We start from the raw sequence: 20944 nt of genomic DNA, 5'->3' as shown, positions 1-20944 counted from the left end.
CATCCGAACGGATCGTCTCCCCTGCAAATGCAATAATTGCTTTGTCAGCATGGAGACGACCATGAACTGTTCTCAGGCGGTATCTGCCGCTTCTTTTGATTTGGCTACAAAGCCCTTTTCCAAGTCAGACCAGCACTTGATTGCGAATGGATTACCCTGGGCAGAGGCCCCTTGGCCCATGACGGGGTATCCACATGAAGTCATTGACCGTTTTTGCCAAAGCGATCCGGACCGGACAGTCATTCTGGCGACGAACGATGACTGGTCGCGCAAACGTTTGAAGCAAACCTCGGACGCGATTGCACATGCGCTTGTGGCAAGGGGTGTTGGGGTTGGTGACGTTGTTGTTGTTGTTTTGCCGAAGTCAGCGATGGCGATTGCCGCTATTCTGGGGATCTGGAAGTCAGGTGGTGCGTTTGTTCCGGTGGACCCACAGCATCCCGAAACCCGCAACCGGCATGTGCTATCTGATTGCGGTGCGCGTTTCGCCGTAACCAGCCGCGATAGTTTGGCAAGCTTGGGCAACCATGATCTTGAAGCCGTTCTGGTTGAAGATGTCGGGACAGAGGAAGTCCGGTTTGAAGCTGCAACACCGAGTGCAGATCAATTGGCCTATGTCATTTACACATCTGGTTCGACAGGAAAGCCAAAGGGCGTGATGGTTGATCACGGTCCTCTCGTTGATCATCTGAACGCGACTGGTCCGCTTTATCTTATGGATGAAACATCGCGGGAACTGCCATTTCTTCCTTTTTCTTCGGACGGTGGCCACGAACGATGGATTGTCCCGCTGATGGCCGGGGGTAGCATTCTGTTGCCAGACCAGCTTCTCTGGACACCCGAAGACACGGTCGGTGCGATCCGCAATCACGGTATTACGCATGCATCGTTTCCCACAAGCTACGTTCATGAATTGGCCGGTTGGTTACGTGAAAAGGAACAGACACTTGATCTGACGCTTTGTTCTTTTGGTGGCGAGGCAATGCCAAAAGAAACCTTCAATCGCATCGCTCGTGCGATCAATTCACGCTATCTGATCAATGGTTACGGCCCGACCGAAACGGTGATGACCCCAATGTTATGGCGGGTTAATCAGGATCAGCTTTGTGAGACGGTGACCGCCCCGATCGGACGTCCGGTTGGTGATCGTTGGGCCTATATCCTTGACGGTGATGGCAATCCGGTTGCCGATGGCGAGATCGGTGAAATCCATCTTGGTGGATATTGTGTGGCACGCGGCTATAACAATTTGCCGGAAAAGACCGACAGCCTTTTTGTTTATGACAAATTTGCGCTTGCCGATGACGCGCGGATGTATCGCACCGGTGATCTGGGGCGTTTCTTGCCAGACGGCATGATACAGTTTGCCGGACGTGTCGATGATCAGGTCAAAATCCGTGGTCATCGGATTGAACCAGCGGAAATTGAAACTGTCCTGCGCGGGTTTGATGATGTTGCCAACTGCGTGGTTATCGCGGCGGATGTTGCATCCCGGCTTGAACTGATTGCCTATGTGGTTCCGCGATCGGGTGCGTCGGTTGATACCCGCTCAGTTCGTGCGCGCTTGCAGCAGCTTTTACCAAGCTCAATGGTGCCTGGTTACATCATTGAGATGACGATGCTTCCGCTCAATGCCAATCACAAGGTCGACAAGGCACAGCTTCCTCTGCCACGTCGGGAAGGTACGATAACGCTTCCTGCAAATGATGATGAGATCGCTGTGCTTGCGATCTGGAAATCGGCACTGGGACTTGATGACATTGGCGTTAGCGATAATTTTTTTGAAATCGGGGGAAACTCGATCACCGCTCTTCGGGTGCTGGGAAAGATTCGTGAACAGTTCCCGGATAGAAATGCTGAAATCACCGATCTTTTCAATTTCCCGACAGTCCGAACCTTTTTGACTGCGCTTTTTGAACCGGAATGCAAACCGGGTGCTGACATCGTGCATTTGCAGAAAGGCAGGTCAGAGCAGCCCGTTCTTTATTGTTTCCCCGGGCTTCTGGTCAGCACGCGTGAATATATGAAACTGGTTAAAAGCCTTGGTGCGGATCAATCGGCTGTGGGGTTCATGTGCCATTCGCTTTCAGACAGTCAGGAACTTGACGTTTCTGTATCAAACATTAGCGCACGCTATGCCGAGATCGTGCATCGCGAGGCCAAAGGACGATCCTGTGCATTTCTTGGCTGGTCGTGGGGAGGCTTGCTTGCCTATGAAGCCGCCCGGATGTTGGGCCGCGATATTGATCTGCGTCTGATCGGTATGGTCGATGTTTGTGACATGGATGATGATTTTGATCTGAATGCCCGACCAAAATTCCAACCGGGGGAGCGTGAGGAGATCGAAAGCAACATTCGCCGCTGGCTACAACAAACCGCAATGCGCGAGGAATGGGAACGCCTTTTGGCGCTGATGGATGATCTTGCCTATGCGCAGTTTGTCCATTTCGTCGGTAAAAGCGAATTTGGCCTTCCGATAGATGGTCCAGGAATTGGGACACGGGAGCACACTTTTTGGGTGCTGATTGATAATGCCCTTGTCTTTCGGCGCCATGAACTTCTTCCTTATGACGCACCAATCGCATCCTGGCTGGCAGGTGATACCGTAAGTCGCAAGCTTGATCTCATTGACTGGCAGGCCCTGTCACGTCGGGCCGAGCAACCAGAACACATTCCTGGCACAGACCATTTGACCATCATTGGTGACCCTGCATTTCACAGACTGTTTGGACGACGTTTGCAACGTGCGTTTGAACAGACAGTCAGCTCCGAATTTTCAGGCAATTAGAAGGACTCAGAAGATGGATAAGCTGGATCTGGTCGGGATCGGGATTGGTCCTTTCAATCTTAGTCTTGCGGCACAACTTGATGACGTTCGCGATGTGAAATATGCATTTCTGGAACAAAAGGCTGAATTTGCCTGGCATCCCGACATGATGCTGCCCGGTGTTGAACTTCAGACATCTTTCCTGAAGGATCTTGTGACCCTTACCAACCCGACAAGCAAATGGTCGTTTCTGTCCTACATGGTCAGCCAGAAACGTATGCTTGATTTCATGAATGCCGATTTTGCAGCCGTACCGCGTCGGGAGTTTGCAGCGTATCTGAAATGGGTTGCGGATCATCTTGGCGGGCTTCTGTTCAATAATGCGGTGCGGGAAGTCGAATTTGACGGCAATGACTTCCAGGTGCGTTCAGACAATGGCACCTATGTGGCGCGCAATCTTGCAATTGGCATCGGAAAGCCTGCTTTTGTGCCCGGTTGGGCACGTCATCTGCCGGTTGAGAAATGTTTCCATACAAGCCAGGCAAAATCGCGATTGCCTGATTTGCATGGCAAACGGGTCGCGGTTATCGGCGGTGGTCAGAGCGGGGCGGAGCTTGTGGAGTATCTGCTTGGCGGAAATGACGGGAATGTGGAAGAAGTCCTTTGGCTGTCACGGCGGGATAATTTTGAGCCACTTGATGATACGCCGTTTGTGAATGAATATTTCACCCCCGGATATGCTGATATCTTTGCCAGATTGCACGATAGCCGGAAGCAGGAGCTTATGTCGCGCCAGAAGCTGGCAAGTGACGGGGCTTCGCTTTCGACATTGAAGTCGATCTATCAGCTGATCTATCGGCAAAGATATCTTGATGAGGGTAACGTCATTGCGCGATTGTTGCCGCAACGTGAGGTCTTTCAGGTTCAGCATGATGGGGAAGATTTCAGGATAGCGGCGCGCAACGGCCTAAATCAGGATGTTGAATTCTTCCATGTCGATGCATTGATCCTTGCAACAGGGTATGAAACGGCCTTGCCGGAATTCATGGCACCATTGCGCCCACGTCTTGAAGAAGGTGTGTCTGGTGCCTACCGGCTTGATGCGGATTTTCGTGCCTGTTGGGATGGCCCGGCTGATCGTAGCATCTTCGTTCAAAATGCCGGGCGTATTGATCTGGGAATCTTTGAACCACAGCTCAGCCTGATGGCATGGCGCAGTGCGAAGATCGTCAATGCACTGATGGGGCAGAATGTGTTCGATCTCGATCAAAACCGGCCAATTGTCGATTGGGTTGCAGATGGGACGCATGTGGCAGATGGCGCTGTGGTTCAGGCGTGGGGATAGTATGGTGTGATAATTGATCGGCAAGCGGCCGGGATAAATAGTTTTTATCCCGGCTGCCGATCCCTCCTTACCAATCAGGCGGGACGCACCAGTTCGGCATTTTGCAGGGCCTTGCGACAACTTTGATCGGCCAGGTGAATATAGGCGCAGACAGATGCCTTTGAAACGCCGATATCTCTGGCAATGACGTTTTGCGCATACCCATCGACACGGTGGCGATAAAAAGCATTGCGAACATGGGGCGGCAGTTCCTGCAAGGTGTGTTCAATGACGCGCAGGGCCTGACATCCGCTTAGTCGTGCTTCCGGACAATTGGCAGTACCTGCCGGGCAGAACTCGGTTTGGTCACTGCCTGAAAACAGGCTGCGTTCAAATGTCATCTGCCGCACCTTGTCAATGGCCATGTTGCGTACAATGCGGGTGATAAATGCACTTGGCGTGGAGACTTCCTCGTCAATCTGTATAGTTAGAAGTTTGGCATATGTGTCCTGAACAATATCATCTGCAAGATGTGGGCATTTGACGATGGATTGGGCAATGCGACGCAGCTTTCCTTCAATGTCCCGGGTTTTGATCAGCAGTTCGTGTCTCTGTTTGTGCTCAAAGGATTTCGGCTCAAGTCGGTTTGATAGGTGCATTTTCCAATAGTCTCCATTGGTTTGCTCGCAAGTGAAATTAATAGTCACTTGCAAATTTGGGACGTGGCTTTGCACTCTCCGTGAGGTCGATACATCTTTTGTTTTTTGAGCAGGGCCTGATGGTGCTCCAAACCCGCCTCATGATTCATGAGACGGGATTTCTGATCGCTTTCAGTAAGGAAAACTGCGTGTCCGGAAAGTGAACGCAGTTATGCAAGGGGCTTGTGGAATTTCTAGAGTTTTGCGAGCGGGCAGGTGGGGCATATTTTGACACTGGTGAGCAAATACCGCAGGCAACAGACACGCCTGGAAAGACTGCCATCTTCTGATTGTTTGGTGCTGTATGGATTTGCCAGAGGGTTGCGCATATCGTCGGGGCGTTTTGCATCACTGATCAGCGGTACAAGCGAGATACGGCTGTCCTTGAGAACGTGTTTTTCGACATAGGCAATTAACACGCCAACATTTGACCAGAATACTTTGGGGGAAACCTTTGATGAGGTTGAAAGCGACATGATCAGAGGGGTGAGATGCATGGAGATCAGATCATCAAAATGTGCCCATGAACAAGGTGCCACAGGATCGGTGACCGTTTGGCGAACGTGCCTGTCGGTTAAATCAAACCCCACCGGGCAATTGACGTCATCTGACTTCATGCTGACAAAGCCAGCCTGAAACGGCAGTACTACTTCCCCCCAGGCACCCATGACCAGCATAGGCGATAGAAGAAGCCCGAAATACCACTGTGACCACATCGAAACCGCGGCACGACGATCATCATTGGGATATTTCATCTTGCAATAGTGATCCAGCAGCGGGGAAAGGCATTCGGGATCATGCAAGTCAAAACAGTCAATACCGGCCTTGGCGTCGGCAGTAACGTGATGACGTTCGCCGAGCCCCTGATAGGGGCCCTGAAAAACCTGAGCCTTGATTTCCGAAAGCAGTTTGCTTTCTGTCCCGTTGATGGAGGGCTGCCGCGGCGGCAGGTTCGATTGATTGTGTGGTGCTGACATCATGATGAGGTTTGTCCGATACGCATAAGAAGCCAAACCAGAACCGGTCCGGCAATGATCGCAGCCATCAGGCCAGCAGGTATTTCCCACGGAAAGAACAACATCCGTCCAAGCCAATCGGCACTCACCATCAGGGCGGCACCGATAAAAGCAGCTCCGATACTATGTGAAAGCGCGTGGCGGAACCCGGCTAATCGCGCAAGATGTGGGGCAATCAAGCCGGCAAAGCTGAGCGGCCCTACCAGCAATGTTGCCGCGGCCGTCAGAATGGCAGCGAACAGCAACATGCTGCCACGTGACACCGACAGGTCCACACCCATCGACTTTGTGGTGATGGGGCCTAGCGGAAATAGATTAAGCCAGCGTGCAAGCGCAGGCAGGATTGGCAGGGCGGTAACAGCAACGATTGCAAGAATAGTGGCACGGTCGAAGCCCAGCCCGTAAGTGGACCCCGAACTCCAGGCCAGAAGGCGTGCGGCACGTGGGTCGCCACCTGCCATCAGGAATGCAATGAAACCATCAAATAATGCTCCGATTGCAATTCCGGCAATAAGAATGCGCTCCGGTGCATATCCCGATTTCCGCGTCAGGACAAAAATCGCAACCAGTGTCACGAATGCGCCAATTGCGGCCCCGGAAATCAGAAGCCACACAGATGGTGCGTCAATCGCAAAGATGATGGCGATCATGCCAATTGCCGCCCCGGCACTAACACCGAGACTTTCGGGGCTGGCCATCGGGTTTGCTGTCATGCGCTGCAAGACGGTTCCGGCAATTGCCAGCATTGTTCCAGCCGCGATTGCCCCCAAAATGCGCGGGCCACGCCATGGCCAGACAGTTTGCAGATCATTTGTCCATTGAAGTTGCCAGAACCCATTTACGTCACGTCCTATGAATATCGCACCCGCAATGGCCAGCAGGACACAAGTTCTAAGGATCATTCTGCTTTGCCGAAGGCTCCTATCCTTCGTCGGGATTGCTGTTGTGCTGCGTGATGGTGGGGAATTGGCACGTAGTTGCCTTATGAGAATAATTAGTAATGGCCCGCCGAAAACACCGGTCAAGGCCCCTGCAGGAACAAGAGTTCCGAGATGACCCGAAAGGACCTGTACTCCTTGGTCGGCGGCACAAAGCAGTAGAGCTCCAAACAGTGCAGATGCGATCAGTTTGTGGCGCAGGCGTCTTATACCGATCATGCGTGTGATTGCGGGACCAGCCAAGCCAACAAAACCGACAATACCAACTGCGGCAACGGTAACTGCCGTCAGCCAGCAGCCGATCAGGAGGCACAGCATACGCAGTCGGGCCGGTGATGCACCAAGGGCCGTTGCCTGATGATCATTCAGGTTCAGCATCTCAAGCGGGCGGGCCAGCATAATTGCAACGACCATCCCGATCGCGACTTTGATGGTCAGCGGATTCAAAATGTACCAGCCATCCTGAGTAAGATCACCGCTGCCCCAGATAAACAGGCTTTTGAGCCATTCATGATGAATGATTGCAAGGGCGGTGGTCACAGCCCCGCAATAAAGCCCAATGATCATACCCGTCAGGATCACCACCAACGGCGAGAAACCGCTACGTCGGGCCAAGGCAAAAACCAACATACCGACCACTAAAGCACCCAGCAGGGCAATCATATCGTGGCCAATGACAAGTGCGCCGGGAACATACAGTGTTGCCAGTGTCAGAAACAGTTTTGCCCCACCAGCAAGGCCAAGTGTGGACGGTGACGCTAACGGGTTTTTGAGGGTGTGCTGAAACAGTGCACCGGCCGTCGCCAAACCTGCACCGGCGACAAAGGAGATCAAAAACCTTGGCACCCAGCCATGGGTTAGCAACAAGGATTGTGTACCCGACGCAGATGCAAGATCGAAAACTATTGCAGGGTTCAGGCTTCCCGTTTCGATATACAGTGAAAGGGCGCTTAGCAGCAAAGCTGCAATGAAAATCGTCGTCGGTATGGTGCCCAGATATGCGGGGTGGTTACGCAATGTTGTTGTCATGATGATGTCGCCTCGGCATTCTCCGGCGTGGCTTGGGTAAGCGACTTTGCCAGCAGGTCGGCAAAACGACCGGCGGCAAACAGGCCACCAAATGTTGCAATCGGGGGCATCCTGATCAGCCCGTAGCGTTTGATCGGTGGAAGTTCGGAAAGAATGGGACTGTGATCAATTGCCCGGTCAACATTGTCAGGCACCGGTTCGATGGCAATCATTGCGGCATCGGTATATTGCGCGACCTGATCAATCGAAACGGTCGCAAACCCCCAATGATTGGTTGGGCCAGTCCAGGCATTCTGGATGGGGAGTTGCGCAATAACATCCTGCATCAGACTGTTTTGGCCAAATACACGCATGTGTCTGGGGGACAGCATGCTGGTAATCAAAACCGAACGGGCTTTTGGAGTTGAAAGTTGTCGGGCAGCATGTTCAATTCGCGCAGCTGTATCAGCAACCAGTCTATCGGCGGCGTTCGGGTGACCGGTGACGTCGCCAATTTTGCGTGCTGCGGTAACCGCATTTGAAAACGGGGTTTTGCTGCTGCTGTAAATGTCGATTTTTTCAATCGGTGCCAGATCACGTAGGCTGGCATATTGGTTTGCATAGAAGCTGCTGGTCAGGATCAGATCAGGTTTAAGCTGTGCCAGACGTTCAAGGCTTGGCTGGAAACGTGCGCCAAGGTTAATGACCCTATCTGGAACAGCCGGTTCCTGCACCCATGCCCGATAACCCGGAATATCGGCCATCGCTAACGGAACAATCCCCATCGCCAGTGCCGTTTCGCTGATTGCGCCGTCTGCGATCACGATGCGTTTGGGAACTGCCGCCGATGTGGTTTCTGCCATCAGGCCGGATAAAGCGTAACCGCATCCTGATATAATCGATGCCTGCGTGACAAGGCGCAGGAATGATCGGCGTGAATATAAATGGATTGGTTTATGCATTGAAATTCGTCCCGTCACACATTGGCCAAGGCAACAGGATGCCCATTGGTTGGATGGGGCTGGACAAGCATGTCGATGCCGAAAATATCGCGCAGAATATTGGGCTGCATAATGGTTTGAGGGGATGCATCCGCAATCAGATGGCCATTTTTCAAGGCAACGATTTGATCGGCAAAGCGCGCAGCCAGATTGATATCGTGCAAAACGGCGATGATGCACAAGCCATCTTGCTTGCTGAGTTCTGCAAGCAAAAGCAGGATTTCATATTGATGGGCAAGGTCGAGTGCTGAAATTGGCTCGTCCAGAAGCAGGCAAGGTGCCTGCTGGGCCAGCGTGACTGCGATCCATGCACGTTGCCGTTCTCCACCAGACAGGGTGTGGACAGCACGTTGACGTAATGATTCCAGCCCGGTCAGAGCAATGGCACGTTCGATTGCTTGTTTGTCGTGGTCCTGTAATCGCCCGAATGGTCCGTGCCAGGGATACCGTCCCAGAGCGACCAGTTCCTCGACGGTGTAATCTGCGCCGTCGCCGGGATCCTGTGCCAGATAGGCAACGTTTTTTGCAAATTCGCGTGTGCCAAAGCTTGCAATATTTTCGCCATCAAGGGTGACGGTCCCCCCCGATGGTTTGTTCAGCCCAGCCAGCATTTTAAGGGCCGTCGATTTACCAGAACCGTTATGGCCCACAATTGCAGTCAGGCTGCGCGCCCGAAATGTAACGGAGACTTCCTTAAGAAGGATTGAGCCCTCCGATGTTTGGAAATGGGTGTCCTGCATGGCAAGAACGGCGGGGCGGTCAGACAAATCCATGGCGATGAACCAGTTTCTTGGAAATGCAGAAAATCCGCGTTGGACGCGGATTGCGGAAAACGGACCCGGGGCGCGGTATTGCGCCCCGGGATGCGCGGTTACCAGTCGTATTTTAATGTTGCTGCAATGGTCTGCCCCTCGTTCTGGTAGCAGTATCCGTTGTTGCAAATGTCGGCTTTGTTGTCGGCGAGGTTGGTGCCGTTGATGGCGAGTGTCAGGCCTTCAAGCTTGTCGCTGACCGCACCGAAGTCATATCGGATTGCGGCATCAAGCAGTGTGTAAGACTTGTTCTTGCTGGTGTTGGTATAGTTGGCATAGCTTGAGTCGATGTAGCGAACACCAACGCCAAGTCCGAAGCCACTCAGAGGTCCGCTCTGGAAAGTGTAATCCACCCAGGTCGATGCGGTTTTTTCCGGCGTTACGAGCGGCGTGTTGCCACGGTAGGAGCCTTTGACGATCTTGGCATTGTTATAGGCAAAGTTTGCAACAAGGCTCAGGCTTTCGGTCACATTTGCCTTGCCTTCGATTTCAAGCCCGCGTGATTCAAGTTTGCCGATAGGCTCATAATACGAACCAATTGTGGCACTGTAGCCTGCATAGCGGGCAACATTGTCCTCGGTCAGCCGATAGGCAGATACGGTGACTAAACTATCGAACCCGATTGGTTCGTATTTGACGCCAACTTCATATTGTTCACCTTCGGTCGGGGTGAGCATCTTGCCGTTGATATCCTGACTGGTGCTTGGCAGGAATGAAGTGCCCCAACTGACATAGGGCGATACACCGTTATCGAACGCGTAAAGTGCGCTGGCATTAAAAGTCGTTGCGGTGTTGTAGTCTGTTGAGCCGGTATTTGTCAGGCGGCTGATGCGCTTGCGCTCTGCATAGTCGAAACGAACGCCGCCATTGAAATGCCAGTTCCCGTATTCCAGCTGATCCTGAACATAGACGCCTGTCTGGTTATAAGTAACATCATCCAATGTCGTGTAGGCAGGCGTGCTGCCGGAAATTGATCTGTTTGGGTCATCAAGATAGAAGCTGTAGTCGCTCAGCACCGCACTTGAACCAAATCGATAATCGGATTTCGAGTACATTAAATCCAGACCGGTCAGCAATTCATGAGAAACCTCTCCGGTTTCAAAGCTGGTAATTGCCTGATTGTCGACCTGTGCGCTCCAGAGCGTTTCCTGGACGGCCTGCGCCACGCGTCGATATTCGTTGGCGTCAGAAGGATTCCAGCCAGCCCCGGCAACGCCCCCGGTGAGATAGCGGGCCGTGAGGTCAAAATAACCAAATCGGGTGTTTTGAGCCAGGGTGACCGGCACGGAGTTCAGATGGTGGGTGAGTTCATAGCCGACCTGAAACTGATCTTGCTTCTGATAGTCGTAATCTGCGTCACTGGTACGATAGTCAAGGACTTCGCCATTCAGGTTCAGCAATGTCGCAGATGCGTCCGTCTCGTCATGTTGTAAAAGGGTATAAACGGTCAGGTCCGTGTTCTCATTGGGTTGCCAGCGAATGGTTGGCGCGAACATCTGGCGATCATCCTGGATGTCATTGCTTGTTTCGCCATAACGCGCCATGCCGACAAATCGCGAAGCCCATTCGCCATTCTCGCTGATATCCAGATTATAGTCGAAACCACCTTCATAGGATTCCGTGTCGGTGAAACGTCCATAGACGTTGTTTTTGGCATCTTTGTGCGGGCGTTTGGTGACGCTATTTAGCAAGCCGCCGGGTGTCGTCTGGCCATATAGTGCCGCCGTCGGGCCCTTCACGATCTCAAGCTGTTCAAGGCTGTAAGGTTCGGTTCTGAAGGTTGCGTAAACACCTGTCATCTGCCGTAGGCCGTCACGATAATCGCCATAGATATGAACCGGATAGCCACGGACATAGACCTGATCGAAGCGTGGATCATAGCCGTAATTATTGGTTGCGACACCTGCGGTATAGGCGACTGCATCCTCAATGCTGGCGACTGCGCGGTCTTCAATTTCCTGTTCGGTCACGACCGAGATGCTTTTGGCGGTTTCGATCAGGGGAGTGCTGGTTTTGGTTCCCGAACTGCTGGTTGTTGCGACGTAACCATGCGCCAGTTCGCTTGAGCTTTGTGCATTTGCTTCGACATAGACCGGATCAACAACAGTCGACGCATCCACATCGGAAGTTTCCATCTTTGACAGGGAAACAGTGCTCTCGCCCGTGAACCGATAGGTCATACCGCTACCCAGCAGCAGGACTTTAAGTGCATCAGAAGGCGTGTAACTGCCTTCCAGTTCCGAACTTTGCAAACCGTCGACACGGTCCAGATCGTAGAACAATTGCAAATTTGCCTGATCGGCAAAAGTCAACAGCGCCTGATTAAGGTCCTGTGACGGGATTGAAAATTCCATCGGTGTTGCACTGCTTACCGACGTATTGTCCTGTTGTGCTTTCGCCGTGGCTGGAACCCCCGTAACGATCAACCCGGCAGCAAGTGCAAACAAACTTGCACCACATATCAACTGATATGCCAAACCTTTTGCCAACCGGGCTTTGCCGGCTTTATTTACCTGCATTATGCAGACCCCCATCTTCGATATTTTCTTAATAACGCAAATGATTTGCATTTGCTGATGCTAGGTGAGACGGGATTTGCATTCTGATTCAGTAAGATAAATTTCTATTTTTTGTTTTTCTTCAGGAGGAAGGTCGGGAAATGGCCGAAATGCGGCTTTTCCGGAAGACTGGGCGTCCGATTTAGTAAAGGAATGTCAGCAGCGGTGTGATGGAAACCTTGCGGATAGACAGCTCTGTCGCAATCAGGTCCAGCCCGACTTGTGGATCGCTCATGTCGAAAACACCACTTACACGCTTTCGTGCAACGGCTTCATTGGCGATCAGGATTTTTCCATGCTGATAGCGGGAAAACTCGGCAACCACTTCACGCAAGGCAACCCGGTCAAAGATCAGCTTGCCCTTTTGCCAACTCAGAACACGGTCCGAATTGACGGGATAGATATCTTCAAGTGAATATCGGCTGTATCTGACAGCCTCATTGGGGCTCAGAACGAGCGATTTTGTGGGGCGCGCGCCGTTTGTCAGGCTGACTTTCACGTTGTGTTGCAATACGGAGACCGACGCATAATCATCGAATTTGTCGATGACAAAACGGGTCCCTAAAGCGCGTGCTATACCGTCGCCGGTGGACACGACGAACGGACGATCACCGGCATTCTCCATCGGAACTGCCTGAAAGTCGACGAGGCCGGTAAAAATTTCGATCCGTCGTTCCTGTTCACTGAATTTGACGTCAATGGCGCTATCGGGGCCAAGTGTTATCTTGCTGCCATCGTCAAGGGTGATCGTCCTGATTTCGCCAGGTGCAGTATGATAATCTGCCCCCCAGACCAAAGCCGGATCACCCATCAGCACCCTGCCGGAAAACAGTGCGATGAGCAGACAGGCAGCCAGGGCAATCGCGGCCCATTTTCCGATACCTGTGCGAGGCGGTTTTTTGCCTTTGCCTGTAATTACCGGAAATGGCCGGATTTCGGCGTTCTGCCTGTCTGCCTCATGCATAGAGCTTTGCGCCGCATTTACGCCGTCAGAAAACAGACTGGCATCCATCATCGCAAGTGCGTGATTGGCATCGGCAAATGCTTGCTGGTGGGAACGGGATTGTGCAAGCCAGGCATCAAGAGCTTTGTGTTCTGCATCATTCAGGCCGCCGTCAATCATCCGCGCAACCCAGTTGGCGGCACAAAGATCAATGCTTTCCTGCGTCTGTTGCGTTTGATTCACGTTACTGATCCGCGCCCGAAAATCGCTGTTTCATTTGGTCCATAACTTTAGGACGTTCAAAGTACAAGAAAAGGCTAAAAAATTTTGCACCAGATCACACGCCTTTCTTGCCCCGCCGTGCCATGACGTGGGCAATGGCACGGGCAATATGCTTTTGGACCGAGCTGTCGGAGATACCAAGTCTCTCGGCAGCCTGATGATAGGTAAGCCCATCTACGCGCACCAGCACGAAGATATTGCGCGTCCTTTCGGGAAGTTCATCAAGGGCACGCCGCACGAAATCAAGTTCAGACTGATCGCCGACAATTTGTTCTGGCGAGGGGGCATTGTGAGGGATCGTTCCCAGATTGCTGTCATCAGCCCGATTCACCGGGTTACGCTTTTGTGCACGAACATGGTCCACGGCAAGATTGTGGGCAACCCGATACAGGTAGGAGCGTACATGCGTCACATCATTCGATTTATTCTGCCGGGCGTGTTCGGTAACACGCAGGAATGTTTCCTGTGTCAAATCCACAGCAATATCAGCGTCGCGCAACAGGCGAGTGAGATAAATCTGCAATTCCCTTTGATGGGAAAGGAATAGCGTTTTGATGTCGGTTATTGCCAAACCGAAAACCTGACTCTAATGATCCGATACTTGTTGAGTTATCAAAAATAATACTCATTCGCAATTAAATTGGGCCGTGTAACGGTTTAAAGAATGTGAAATATGCTGTTAGATCGCTGTTCTGCTGATCAATCCACGCCCTTCAAGCAGAAGAAAACGAGCAATAACTTATTCATTCTGCAGCATTAAATCCGTGCCATACGACAATTCCCTTTTCTAAGGGCAACCAGATTTCAATTGTCAATTTCAGGCGTACGAATTGGGGGCAGCCCTGGGGCATATATAAAGTTTTTCAGATTCTTCGAAAAAAAGTTCTTGATTTGTTCTTTTGTTTGTGGCATAAGATAAAAGTCAACGGGAGAAAAGCGCCCGGACCGAAACCCGCGAGGCTTTGAGCCTTGCGGGTTTTTGCGTTTGGGGCTGGATGAAAGAGGTGATCAGGATGATGCGGCAAAGAGACGGACAGAGACAGAGACACGGGCAGGGCGGCGAGGTGACCCGCAGGATATGGGGCGGCGGATGGCGGAGCCGTTACGGCGGGATTCTGCCCAAGGACTAAGGGGACTAATCCGGTCATTTGTCATGACGGGAGAGGTGCGTCTTGTTGGAAAAGGAGCGTTGAATTTGCCGGGAGCGGCAGCGATGGCAGCAGCGGGCAGCGGTGATCTGTGACCCGTCGATGGTGGACCAGTGGGGGCCGTGCGCCCGAAGTGTGTCCGGACCTCAGCGGTTAGCGGAAAGTGCCGTCGTTGCCGAAAGTGACCGGAGCGGGCGGTGAGCCTGAAGACCGTCCGAGGGTGAGGATAGCAGACACCCGAAATGCGTCTGGGCACCATCGGTTGCCGGAAGAGTCGTGATGGCCAGGGGTGATCGGAGCGGGCGGTGAGCCCGAGGACCGTCCGTCGGTGAGGTTGGGGGAGGCACAGGGGCTGCCCGGACTTCCGGGAGGCCGGAGTTTCGGTTTTGGGTTGTGTGTTCTGCTGTCGCATCGGCTATCGCTTGGCGGTGGCCCGGATGTCTTGGTCATGTTTCCGGCGGTAAAGATCATTGACCGAGGTGTCATTCGCAGCGTCAGTCCCAGGCTAGGGCCAGCGTGGCCGAGAGCCTGTGATCTTTCTGTGTTCCGGGCCGGGGCGGGTAAACGGATCAGATTTGTTCAGGGCTAGCAGCAATAACGTTTTCTTCGCTCATGCCGCGTCGCCAATCTGATCGATCTCGAGATTTCAAAGATGGGGATTGTCTCCTCCGATACCGCCGTATTTGGCTTTGTTCTTTTAAAATGTGGCTTCCGAGATGCCATGACGACGGCAAACATCCGCTGTCTTCTGCCCGGATTCCTGCTTCCGGGTCATCCCGATGATTTGCTCTTCCGTGAACCGTGATCGTTTCATATCGTCTGTTTTCTTCGTTAAGACAGACCTACTCATTTCTGGGCGAATTTTAAGGGCTCAGGTCAAACCCATTCTGCTTCAGAGTCTTTTCTAATCAGTCTCTTAGCTGAAAGTATGGGGTCAAGATATACGTGGTCGGGTATTGATGCCGTTTTGCAAGGTGGCATGCGCTGTTGAGATGCCTTGGTGCACTTGCGAGTCAGCGCCTCAACGGTTGTGAAATGGGTTAAGGCTATCACTCAGGAAGGTCGTCGTTAGCCCATTCTGCCTTATCCGCCGTTGGTGACAGGTTGTTGCCGCGACCAAGGCAAAGGCAATACGCGTAAATGATAGAAAAAACACGAACATCATAGCAAATGTTCGTGCCTCTCAATGCATAAGGTTGCCGTTTTGGCGGCCTTTTTTTCATGATAGGCACAAAATTTAAATCTGCTGCGAAATCCGGAAAAACAGCCATTTATCGTGTGGCATTGGCAGTTCTCGAAAAAAAAAACAACAGAAGCGTCGCCAGTTTTATCGCCTGCACGCGTGGATATGGATACCGGCCCGATTTTGGGTCGGTTGGCAGGTATGTCAGTTCCATTCTTCCATATAGGAGATCGCGAAAATGGCGAGCATTAACACGAATATGTCGGCGACCCTTGCGGTGTCGAACCTCAACAAGACCACAGATGAAATGACTTCCGTTTTGACGGCGATGTCGAGCGGCAAGTCCATCAACTCTGCATCGGACGATGCGGCGGGTCTTGCGGTTTATACTGCGATGTCTGTTGATTATGCGGCATGGGAACAGGCTGGCGATAACGCTGAAGTCGCAACGGCTATTCTTGAAACGGCCGATGGCGGTCTTTCGGAAATCGGTGATATTCTTGAACGTATGTACGAACTGGCATCCGAAGCTTCTTCGGGTTCGGTGACCGATACGGAACGTGCCTATCTTGACAGCGAGTATCAGGAACTGGTTGCGCAGGTTGATTCCATCGTCAACTCGACGACCTATTTCGATACGTCGCTGTTAGACGGCACCTATAACCAGAACTTCACCGTTTCTGCGGACTCGAGCGTTGCAGCAATCGCTGTTGACTTGTCCGCACAGGCCTATGACGCCGCAAGCCTTGGTCTTGCCGGTGATCTGACATCGGCGACCAACGCGGCAACCGAGCTGACGGCAATCGAAGCGGCGGTTACCACCGTTTCGTCCGGGCGTGCAACGGTCGGTGCACTGATGTCGCGGTTTGATTATGCGTCCGGTAACATCGAAACCGCCCAGACCAACCTTGAAGCCGCAATGAGCGTCTATATGGATGCCGATATCGCGGAACTGAGTGCGGAGCAGACCGAACTTGGCGTGAAGATGGACTCTGCCATCCAAGCCCTGTCGGTTTCCAACGAAAATCTCGAGAAGCTCTCGCGGTTGCTGAGCTAACTCGTTGCGGGACCGCCCGGTGTTAGAGCCGCCGGGTGGTCCTGTTGCTTCTGGTATCGCGTGACAAGGGAGGGCTGAATGTCGACAGTGAACTCATCTACATCGTCGAGCTATGTATCGTCGTCCTACGTTTCAGGTCTGACAGACCTTGATACCGCAGAGCTGGTTGAAGACGCCTATAACGCCAAGATGGAAGTTGCCGACACCATCGAGGCAGAGGTTGATGAGCTTGAACTTGAAATTGCGGCGTTTGAAGATTTACAGGACCTGCTTGAGGCGCTGGAAGATGCGGCAGAGGCCCTGACCGCCTCGGCCGAGCTTGACAGTTTGCGCGATGATGTCTGGGTTGGAAAATCGGCCTATCTGTCATCGTCGGATGCCAATACGACCGCATCGGATGTGCTGGGTGTGCTCGTCGATGATGAGGCCACTGTTGGCAGTTATACGATTGAAATCAAACAGATGGCGACTGCCCACAGACTGGGCGGAGATACTTATGCCGATGCGTCGTCAGCGGCAGGCCTCTCAGGTACTCTCAGTCTTGTGGCCGGGGATGATTATACTGCGACGGATATCGAGATATCCGATGACATGTCGCTTGACGATATTGCCGATGCCATTAATGACCAGAGTAGTGCAACCGGGGTACGTGCCAGTGTGCTTCAGGTTTCCGATGATGAATATATGCTGGTGCTATCGGCTATTGATACCGGGCAGGAGATCACCTTTGATACCGATGGAGCAGACACAACGCTGGCTGCGTCTTTGGGGTTTATCAATGACGATGGCGGTTATGCGAACGAGCTGGTGGCAGCTGATCAGGCGATTTTCTCTGTCGACGGGGTAGAGGTAACCCGAAGCAGCAATACGGTTGATGACGTGATTGATGGTGTGACGCTTTATCTGTATGCGGAGGAAGAAGGTACTGAGATTACGCTTGAAATCGATGAGGACGCGAGTTCGGTCTATGACGCGATTGAGGCTTTTGTCGACGCCTATAACGAGTTGCGCAGCTTTGTTATTACCAATCAATCCTATGAAGCCGGTCAGGGCGCGGATGAGGATGCGGTTTTGTTTGGTGATTCACTTTTAAGCTCGGCTGTTTCATCGGTTTATGACGCACTGTCCTTCACCGAAAACAGCGAAACTTATGCGTCCCTATCGTCAATCGGCATTACCTTTGATGAAAGCAACTATCTGGTGATCGATTCCGAGACACTTGAAGATGCTCTGGTGTCGAATTTTGACGAGGTTGCCGATCTGTTTTCACTGTCGACCGATACCGGTTCGGACACCCTGCTGGTTTCCGAAGCCGATGGTACCTATACCGGGACCTTTACCATCGACATTGAGGTTGATGCCGAAGGCAATATCACGTCGGGCAGTGTCGGCGGTGATTCCAGTCTGTTCACCATCAGCGGCAACAATATCATCGGGGCTGAAGGGTCGGTCTATGAAGGTGTCGAGCTGTATTTTGGCGGGGACAGTTCCGAAAGTGTCGATGTCACGATTTCTAGCGGCCTTGGCAATGAGATGGTCAAGGCGCTCGACAAATATACCAACAGTTCGGATGGCCTGATTTCCGCCCGTATCGAGCGGTTGGAAGAACAAACCACCAATCTTGAGGATGAAATCGAAGATGTGACGACCGCCGCCGAGGCTTATGCCGAAGATCTGACGGAACGCTACTCGGCGCTGGAAACCAAGATGTATCAGCTTCAGCTGCTGCGCGAACAACTTGAAGCCTTGTGGGGTGATGATGAATAAGCATTCGCAGACGACTGCACAGCAGGCCTATCGTTTTGCCGGTGCAAGCGCACAATACAACAATGCATTGCGCACGACGTCACCGGTTGCGATGATGGTGATCGCCATCACCCGTACGCGCCAGCATCTGCGGGCGGCCAAACAATACCGTGAAGAAAAGCATTTCGATCTTGAACGTCAGGAAAAGGCAATTGCGGTCAATCGATTGCGAGCATTGCAGGCAGTTGTCTCGCCGAAGTCGGCCCCTGAACTGTCTCGTGATCTGTATGCGTTCTATGCGCGCATGATCAAACTTCTGGCTCGAAACGGGCGGAAAACACCGCTTGAGGAACGTTACGAAATCGTGGACCGGAACCTCGAAACACTGGCAAAACAGTGGGAGAGTTTCAAATCGGTAAATTCGCAGGCCGCTGGACCGCAACAGGTTCGTGGAACACGTCATATCGTGGAACAGGTGTTGTGAGGGGCAGTTGAGTGTAGGCATCCGTCGCGAAATGACAACGGGATCGCAAGCCTCCGAGGCGGCAAGACAGAATGCCGCCCTGTCGGAACTTGCTGATCAGGATCTTGTGGCCCTGATGGTTCGGGGTGACAAGCACGCCTATCGCGTGCTTGTCGAGCGATACTATCGCGGGATTATCGGGATTGCGCGACGTATGGGTCTTACAGGCAGTGACGCGGAAGATGCGACGCAGGATGTTTTCGTCCGGGTATGGTTGCATCGGGAAAAATGGCGTCCGGAAGGAGCCAGCTTCAAAACCTGGCTGTATCGGGTTGCGGTAAACCGGGTGATTGATCTGAAACGCAAACCGCAATTCGTCGATGGCAGTGATCTTGAAAACATGCCTGATGAGGCGATTTCACCAGTTGAACAGCTGGCACAACATCAGGAATTCAGGCGGCTTCGAACTGCGATCAAGCTGCTGTCGGAGCAACAACAAATTGCCATCAATCTGTTTTATGATCGTGAACTGTCCAATCAAGAAGCGGCTGCTATTATGGGGGTTTCCGTCAATGCGATGGAATCATTGTTAAAAAGGGCACGAAAGCGACTGCGTGAAGAGTTGAAAGCAATGGGATAGATCGTTAACTTCAGTTGCGTTCGAACAGGTAGGTTCGTCCTAGGAAAAAGCGGTGTGCTGTGAAGATCGAGAAATTTGAAGAATTGCTGGATCAGTACGGGTGGGACATTACATCCTGGCCGGAGCCGCTTCGCCATGAGGCCAACATTCTTGTTGCCCGGAATGATGAAGCAGCTGAATTGCTGAAATCCCTGAAATCTGTTGAAGATTTGCTGGCCGATGATCCCTTGCCGTTGGGCAAACATCGCGCAATTGACGATATTTTTGCGGTGATTGAGGCAGAAGAAAATGCGGCAGAGCCGCGACGTCATGACGCGAAAAGCGATGCCTTTTCCTTTAACGACGCGCGCCGCGGACGTGGTGCAGAGCTGCGGGCGGCCGAACATCAGGGTGATTCTGTTCCACAGCGTCAGACTTATCCGTCCGAAAGGACCGCCAATCCGGTTGGTAGCGTCACAGGACCAACTGACCCGGCTCTTGCAATATCAGGTATCCGGGTGAAGTCATCGCAGGCATTGTTGCGGTATTCAGCGACCTTTGCTTCTGCCTTCGGGATGGTGCTTTGTGTGATGTTCGGTTTTGTGGTTGGCGTTGTATTTACGTCCGAACAGGAAATCCAAACCAACGCCCAAGCAATCGAAATGCCGATGATGCAGGCTCTGGAAAATCATGTTTTTGATGAGGCCTCGCAAGGCATGGGAATCGGTTCGAATGGTGCAAACACGCAAACAGGGCGGGAATGATGATTTTAGATGATCGTCGCAAGCCTGATGCCACCCGAAGGTTCTTGTGGGCATCGCTTGCTTTGAATCTGTTCCTGATTGGGACAATTGCGGGAAGTATTGCCGCGGGTAGTACGATCCTCCACAGCTTTTTGGGGGGCTCGCCGCCGATGATTGGTCCGGACAATGGCCCGCCGCCGCCGGTTCGCATGCTTTCAGAAGTACGCGAGAAGCTGAGCCCGGAAGGAAAGGCCATTTTTGACGCCGAGTTTGCGCCGGTGATGGAAGATTTGATGAAACGTCGTGATGACCTGAAAAAGTTCAGAGAACTGCGCGAGGTTTTGCTGCGCGACGATGCAACGGATGCCGAAATCCGTGGCGTCTTTGAAAAAATGAAGAACGGTATCGGGGATGATTTTGGTCGTATACTTACGCACATGGCCAATGTCGCGGTCCAGCTGTCACCCGAAGATCGCGCAGAACTGGCATTGCATCGTCCTGGGCCGCCACCGCCGCCGCAGTAACTTTTGCCGGAAACGAGCCTAAGACGGAAAGGAGTGCAAATGCGCTCCTTTTTTGTTTTTGGATTTATTTTCTAAAAAAGTGAATTTGCTGCGCCAGTTTTTCCGTCCGTCAGC

General features: G+C 52.4%; 16 protein-coding genes and 1 pseudogene. 8 read left to right on the top strand and 9 right to left on the bottom strand.

Annotation, left to right across the window (positions count from 1 at the left end; genetic code table 11):
* Window positions 1–178: 178 nt before the first annotated feature.
* Window positions 179–2788 carry an amino acid adenylation domain-containing protein gene (locus tag IT971_RS14945; protein WP_063093466.1) on the top strand — a complete coding sequence of 870 codons (2610 nt, stop codon included), beginning with the start codon at window positions 179–181 and terminating at the stop codon, window positions 2786–2788.
* 13 nt (window positions 2789–2801) lie between these two features.
* Window positions 2802–4112, top strand: a complete 1311-nt coding sequence (locus IT971_RS14940) for a lysine N(6)-hydroxylase/L-ornithine N(5)-oxygenase family protein (protein WP_037989781.1) — start codon at window positions 2802–2804, stop codon at window positions 4110–4112.
* Between the two features lie 74 nt (window positions 4113–4186).
* Here IT971_RS14940 and IT971_RS14935 read toward each other — a convergent pair whose 3' ends face one another.
* The 9 genes and pseudogenes from IT971_RS14935 to IT971_RS14895 all read right to left on the bottom strand — a co-directional run.
* On the bottom strand, window positions 4187–4825 hold the full coding sequence (locus IT971_RS14935) for a sigma-70 family RNA polymerase sigma factor (RefSeq protein WP_139190036.1): 639 nt from the start codon (window positions 4823–4825) through the stop codon (window positions 4187–4189).
* A 158-nt stretch (window positions 4826–4983) separates the two neighbouring features.
* Entirely contained in the window at window positions 4984–5883 is a 900-nt protein-coding gene (gene fhuF, locus IT971_RS14930) for a siderophore-iron reductase FhuF (protein ID WP_146216718.1), read from the bottom strand.
* A complete protein-coding gene (gene fhuB / locus IT971_RS14925; protein WP_051682231.1) occupies window positions 5766–7772 on the bottom strand; it encodes a Fe(3+)-hydroxamate ABC transporter permease FhuB in 2007 nt (668 codons plus the stop codon). Before fhuB ends, fhuF begins: the two co-directional genes overlap by 118 nt.
* Window positions 7769–8713 carry an ABC transporter substrate-binding protein gene (locus IT971_RS14920; protein WP_051682230.1) on the bottom strand — a complete coding sequence of 315 codons (945 nt, stop codon included), beginning with the start codon at window positions 8711–8713 and terminating at the stop codon, window positions 7769–7771. The genes fhuB and IT971_RS14920 overlap by 4 nt, the downstream gene beginning before the upstream one ends.
* Window positions 8714–8727: 14 nt before the next feature.
* Window positions 8728–9525 carry an ABC transporter ATP-binding protein gene (locus tag IT971_RS14915; protein ID WP_037989767.1) on the bottom strand — a complete coding sequence of 266 codons (798 nt, stop codon included), beginning with the start codon at window positions 9523–9525 and terminating at the stop codon, window positions 8728–8730.
* Between the two features lie 98 nt (window positions 9526–9623).
* Window positions 9624–11918: a TonB-dependent siderophore receptor gene (locus IT971_RS14910; protein ID WP_158526694.1), complete on the bottom strand. Its 2295-nt coding sequence runs from the start codon at window positions 11916–11918 to the stop codon at window positions 9624–9626.
* 346 nt (window positions 11919–12264) lie between these two features.
* Window positions 12265–13308: a FecR domain-containing protein gene (locus IT971_RS14905; protein ID WP_063093467.1), complete on the bottom strand. Its 1044-nt coding sequence runs from the start codon at window positions 13306–13308 to the stop codon at window positions 12265–12267.
* Window positions 13309–13402: 94 nt separating this feature from the next.
* Entirely contained in the window at window positions 13403–13918 is a 516-nt protein-coding gene (locus tag IT971_RS14900; RefSeq protein ID WP_063093468.1) for an RNA polymerase sigma factor, read from the bottom strand.
* Between the two features lie 1277 nt (window positions 13919–15195).
* Window positions 15196–15309, bottom strand: a pseudogene (locus IT971_RS14895) (transposase); the annotation flags it as partial.
* A gap of 607 nt (window positions 15310–15916) precedes the next feature.
* Between IT971_RS14895 and IT971_RS14890 the strand changes: the two are divergent.
* From IT971_RS14890 to IT971_RS14865, 6 genes are all read left to right on the top strand, one after another.
* A complete protein-coding gene (locus IT971_RS14890; RefSeq protein WP_063096036.1) occupies window positions 15917–16735 on the top strand; it encodes a flagellin in 819 nt (272 codons plus the stop codon).
* A gap of 78 nt (window positions 16736–16813) precedes the next feature.
* Window positions 16814–18502, top strand: coding sequence for a flagellar filament capping protein FliD (fliD, locus tag IT971_RS14885; protein WP_063096038.1), 1689 nt, complete (start codon window positions 16814–16816; stop codon window positions 18500–18502).
* The gene (locus IT971_RS14880) at window positions 18492–18965 is read left to right on the top strand and encodes a flagellar protein FliS (protein WP_063114473.1); all 474 of its coding nucleotides are present in this window, start codon (window positions 18492–18494) and stop codon (window positions 18963–18965) included. Before fliD ends, IT971_RS14880 begins: the two co-directional genes overlap by 11 nt.
* A gap of 7 nt (window positions 18966–18972) precedes the next feature.
* Window positions 18973–19584, top strand: coding sequence for a sigma-70 family RNA polymerase sigma factor (locus tag IT971_RS14875; protein ID WP_139190034.1), 612 nt, complete (start codon window positions 18973–18975; stop codon window positions 19582–19584).
* A 59-nt stretch (window positions 19585–19643) separates the two neighbouring features.
* The gene (locus tag IT971_RS14870) at window positions 19644–20327 is read left to right on the top strand and encodes a hypothetical protein (protein ID WP_063096044.1); all 684 of its coding nucleotides are present in this window, start codon (window positions 19644–19646) and stop codon (window positions 20325–20327) included.
* Window positions 20324–20830, top strand: coding sequence for a periplasmic heavy metal sensor (locus IT971_RS14865; RefSeq protein WP_065702077.1), 507 nt, complete (start codon window positions 20324–20326; stop codon window positions 20828–20830). The genes IT971_RS14870 and IT971_RS14865 overlap by 4 nt, the downstream gene beginning before the upstream one ends.
* Window positions 20831–20944: the final 114 nt, after the last annotated feature.

The sequence above is a fragment of the Thalassospira sp. B30-1 genome (assembly GCF_015767575.1).
Lineage (GTDB): Bacteria > Pseudomonadota > Alphaproteobacteria > Rhodospirillales > Thalassospiraceae > Thalassospira > Thalassospira xiamenensis.
The sequence above is the reverse complement of the archived record's forward strand: the minus strand, read 5'-3'. Positions and strand labels throughout refer to the sequence as shown.

Bases quoted from the DNA above. Each gene is read 5' to 3' on its own strand.
- IT971_RS14945 (WP_063093466.1), top strand. From the start codon at position 179: ATGACGGGGTATCCACATGAAGTCATTGACCGTTTTTGCCAAAGCGAT.
- IT971_RS14880 (WP_063114473.1), top strand. From the start codon at position 18,492: ATGATGAATAAGCATTCGCAGACGACTGCACAGCAGGCCTATCGTTTT.
- fhuB (WP_051682231.1), bottom strand. From the start codon at position 7,772: ATGACAACAACATTGCGTAACCACCCCGCATATCTGGGCACCATACCG.
- IT971_RS14915 (WP_037989767.1), bottom strand. From the start codon at position 9,525: ATGGATTTGTCTGACCGCCCCGCCGTTCTTGCCATGCAGGACACCCAT.
- IT971_RS14910 (WP_158526694.1), bottom strand. From the start codon at position 11,918: ATGGAATTTTCAATCCCGTCACAGGACCTTAATCAGGCGCTGTTGACT.
- IT971_RS14920 (WP_051682230.1), bottom strand. From the start codon at position 8,713: ATGCATAAACCAATCCATTTATATTCACGCCGATCATTCCTGCGCCTT.
- IT971_RS14890 (WP_063096036.1), top strand. From the start codon at position 15,917: ATGGCGAGCATTAACACGAATATGTCGGCGACCCTTGCGGTGTCGAAC.
- IT971_RS14940 (WP_037989781.1), top strand. From the start codon at position 2,802: ATGGATAAGCTGGATCTGGTCGGGATCGGGATTGGTCCTTTCAATCTT.
- fliD (WP_063096038.1), top strand. From the start codon at position 16,814: ATGTCGACAGTGAACTCATCTACATCGTCGAGCTATGTATCGTCGTCC.
- IT971_RS14865 (WP_065702077.1), top strand. From the start codon at position 20,324: ATGATGATTTTAGATGATCGTCGCAAGCCTGATGCCACCCGAAGGTTC.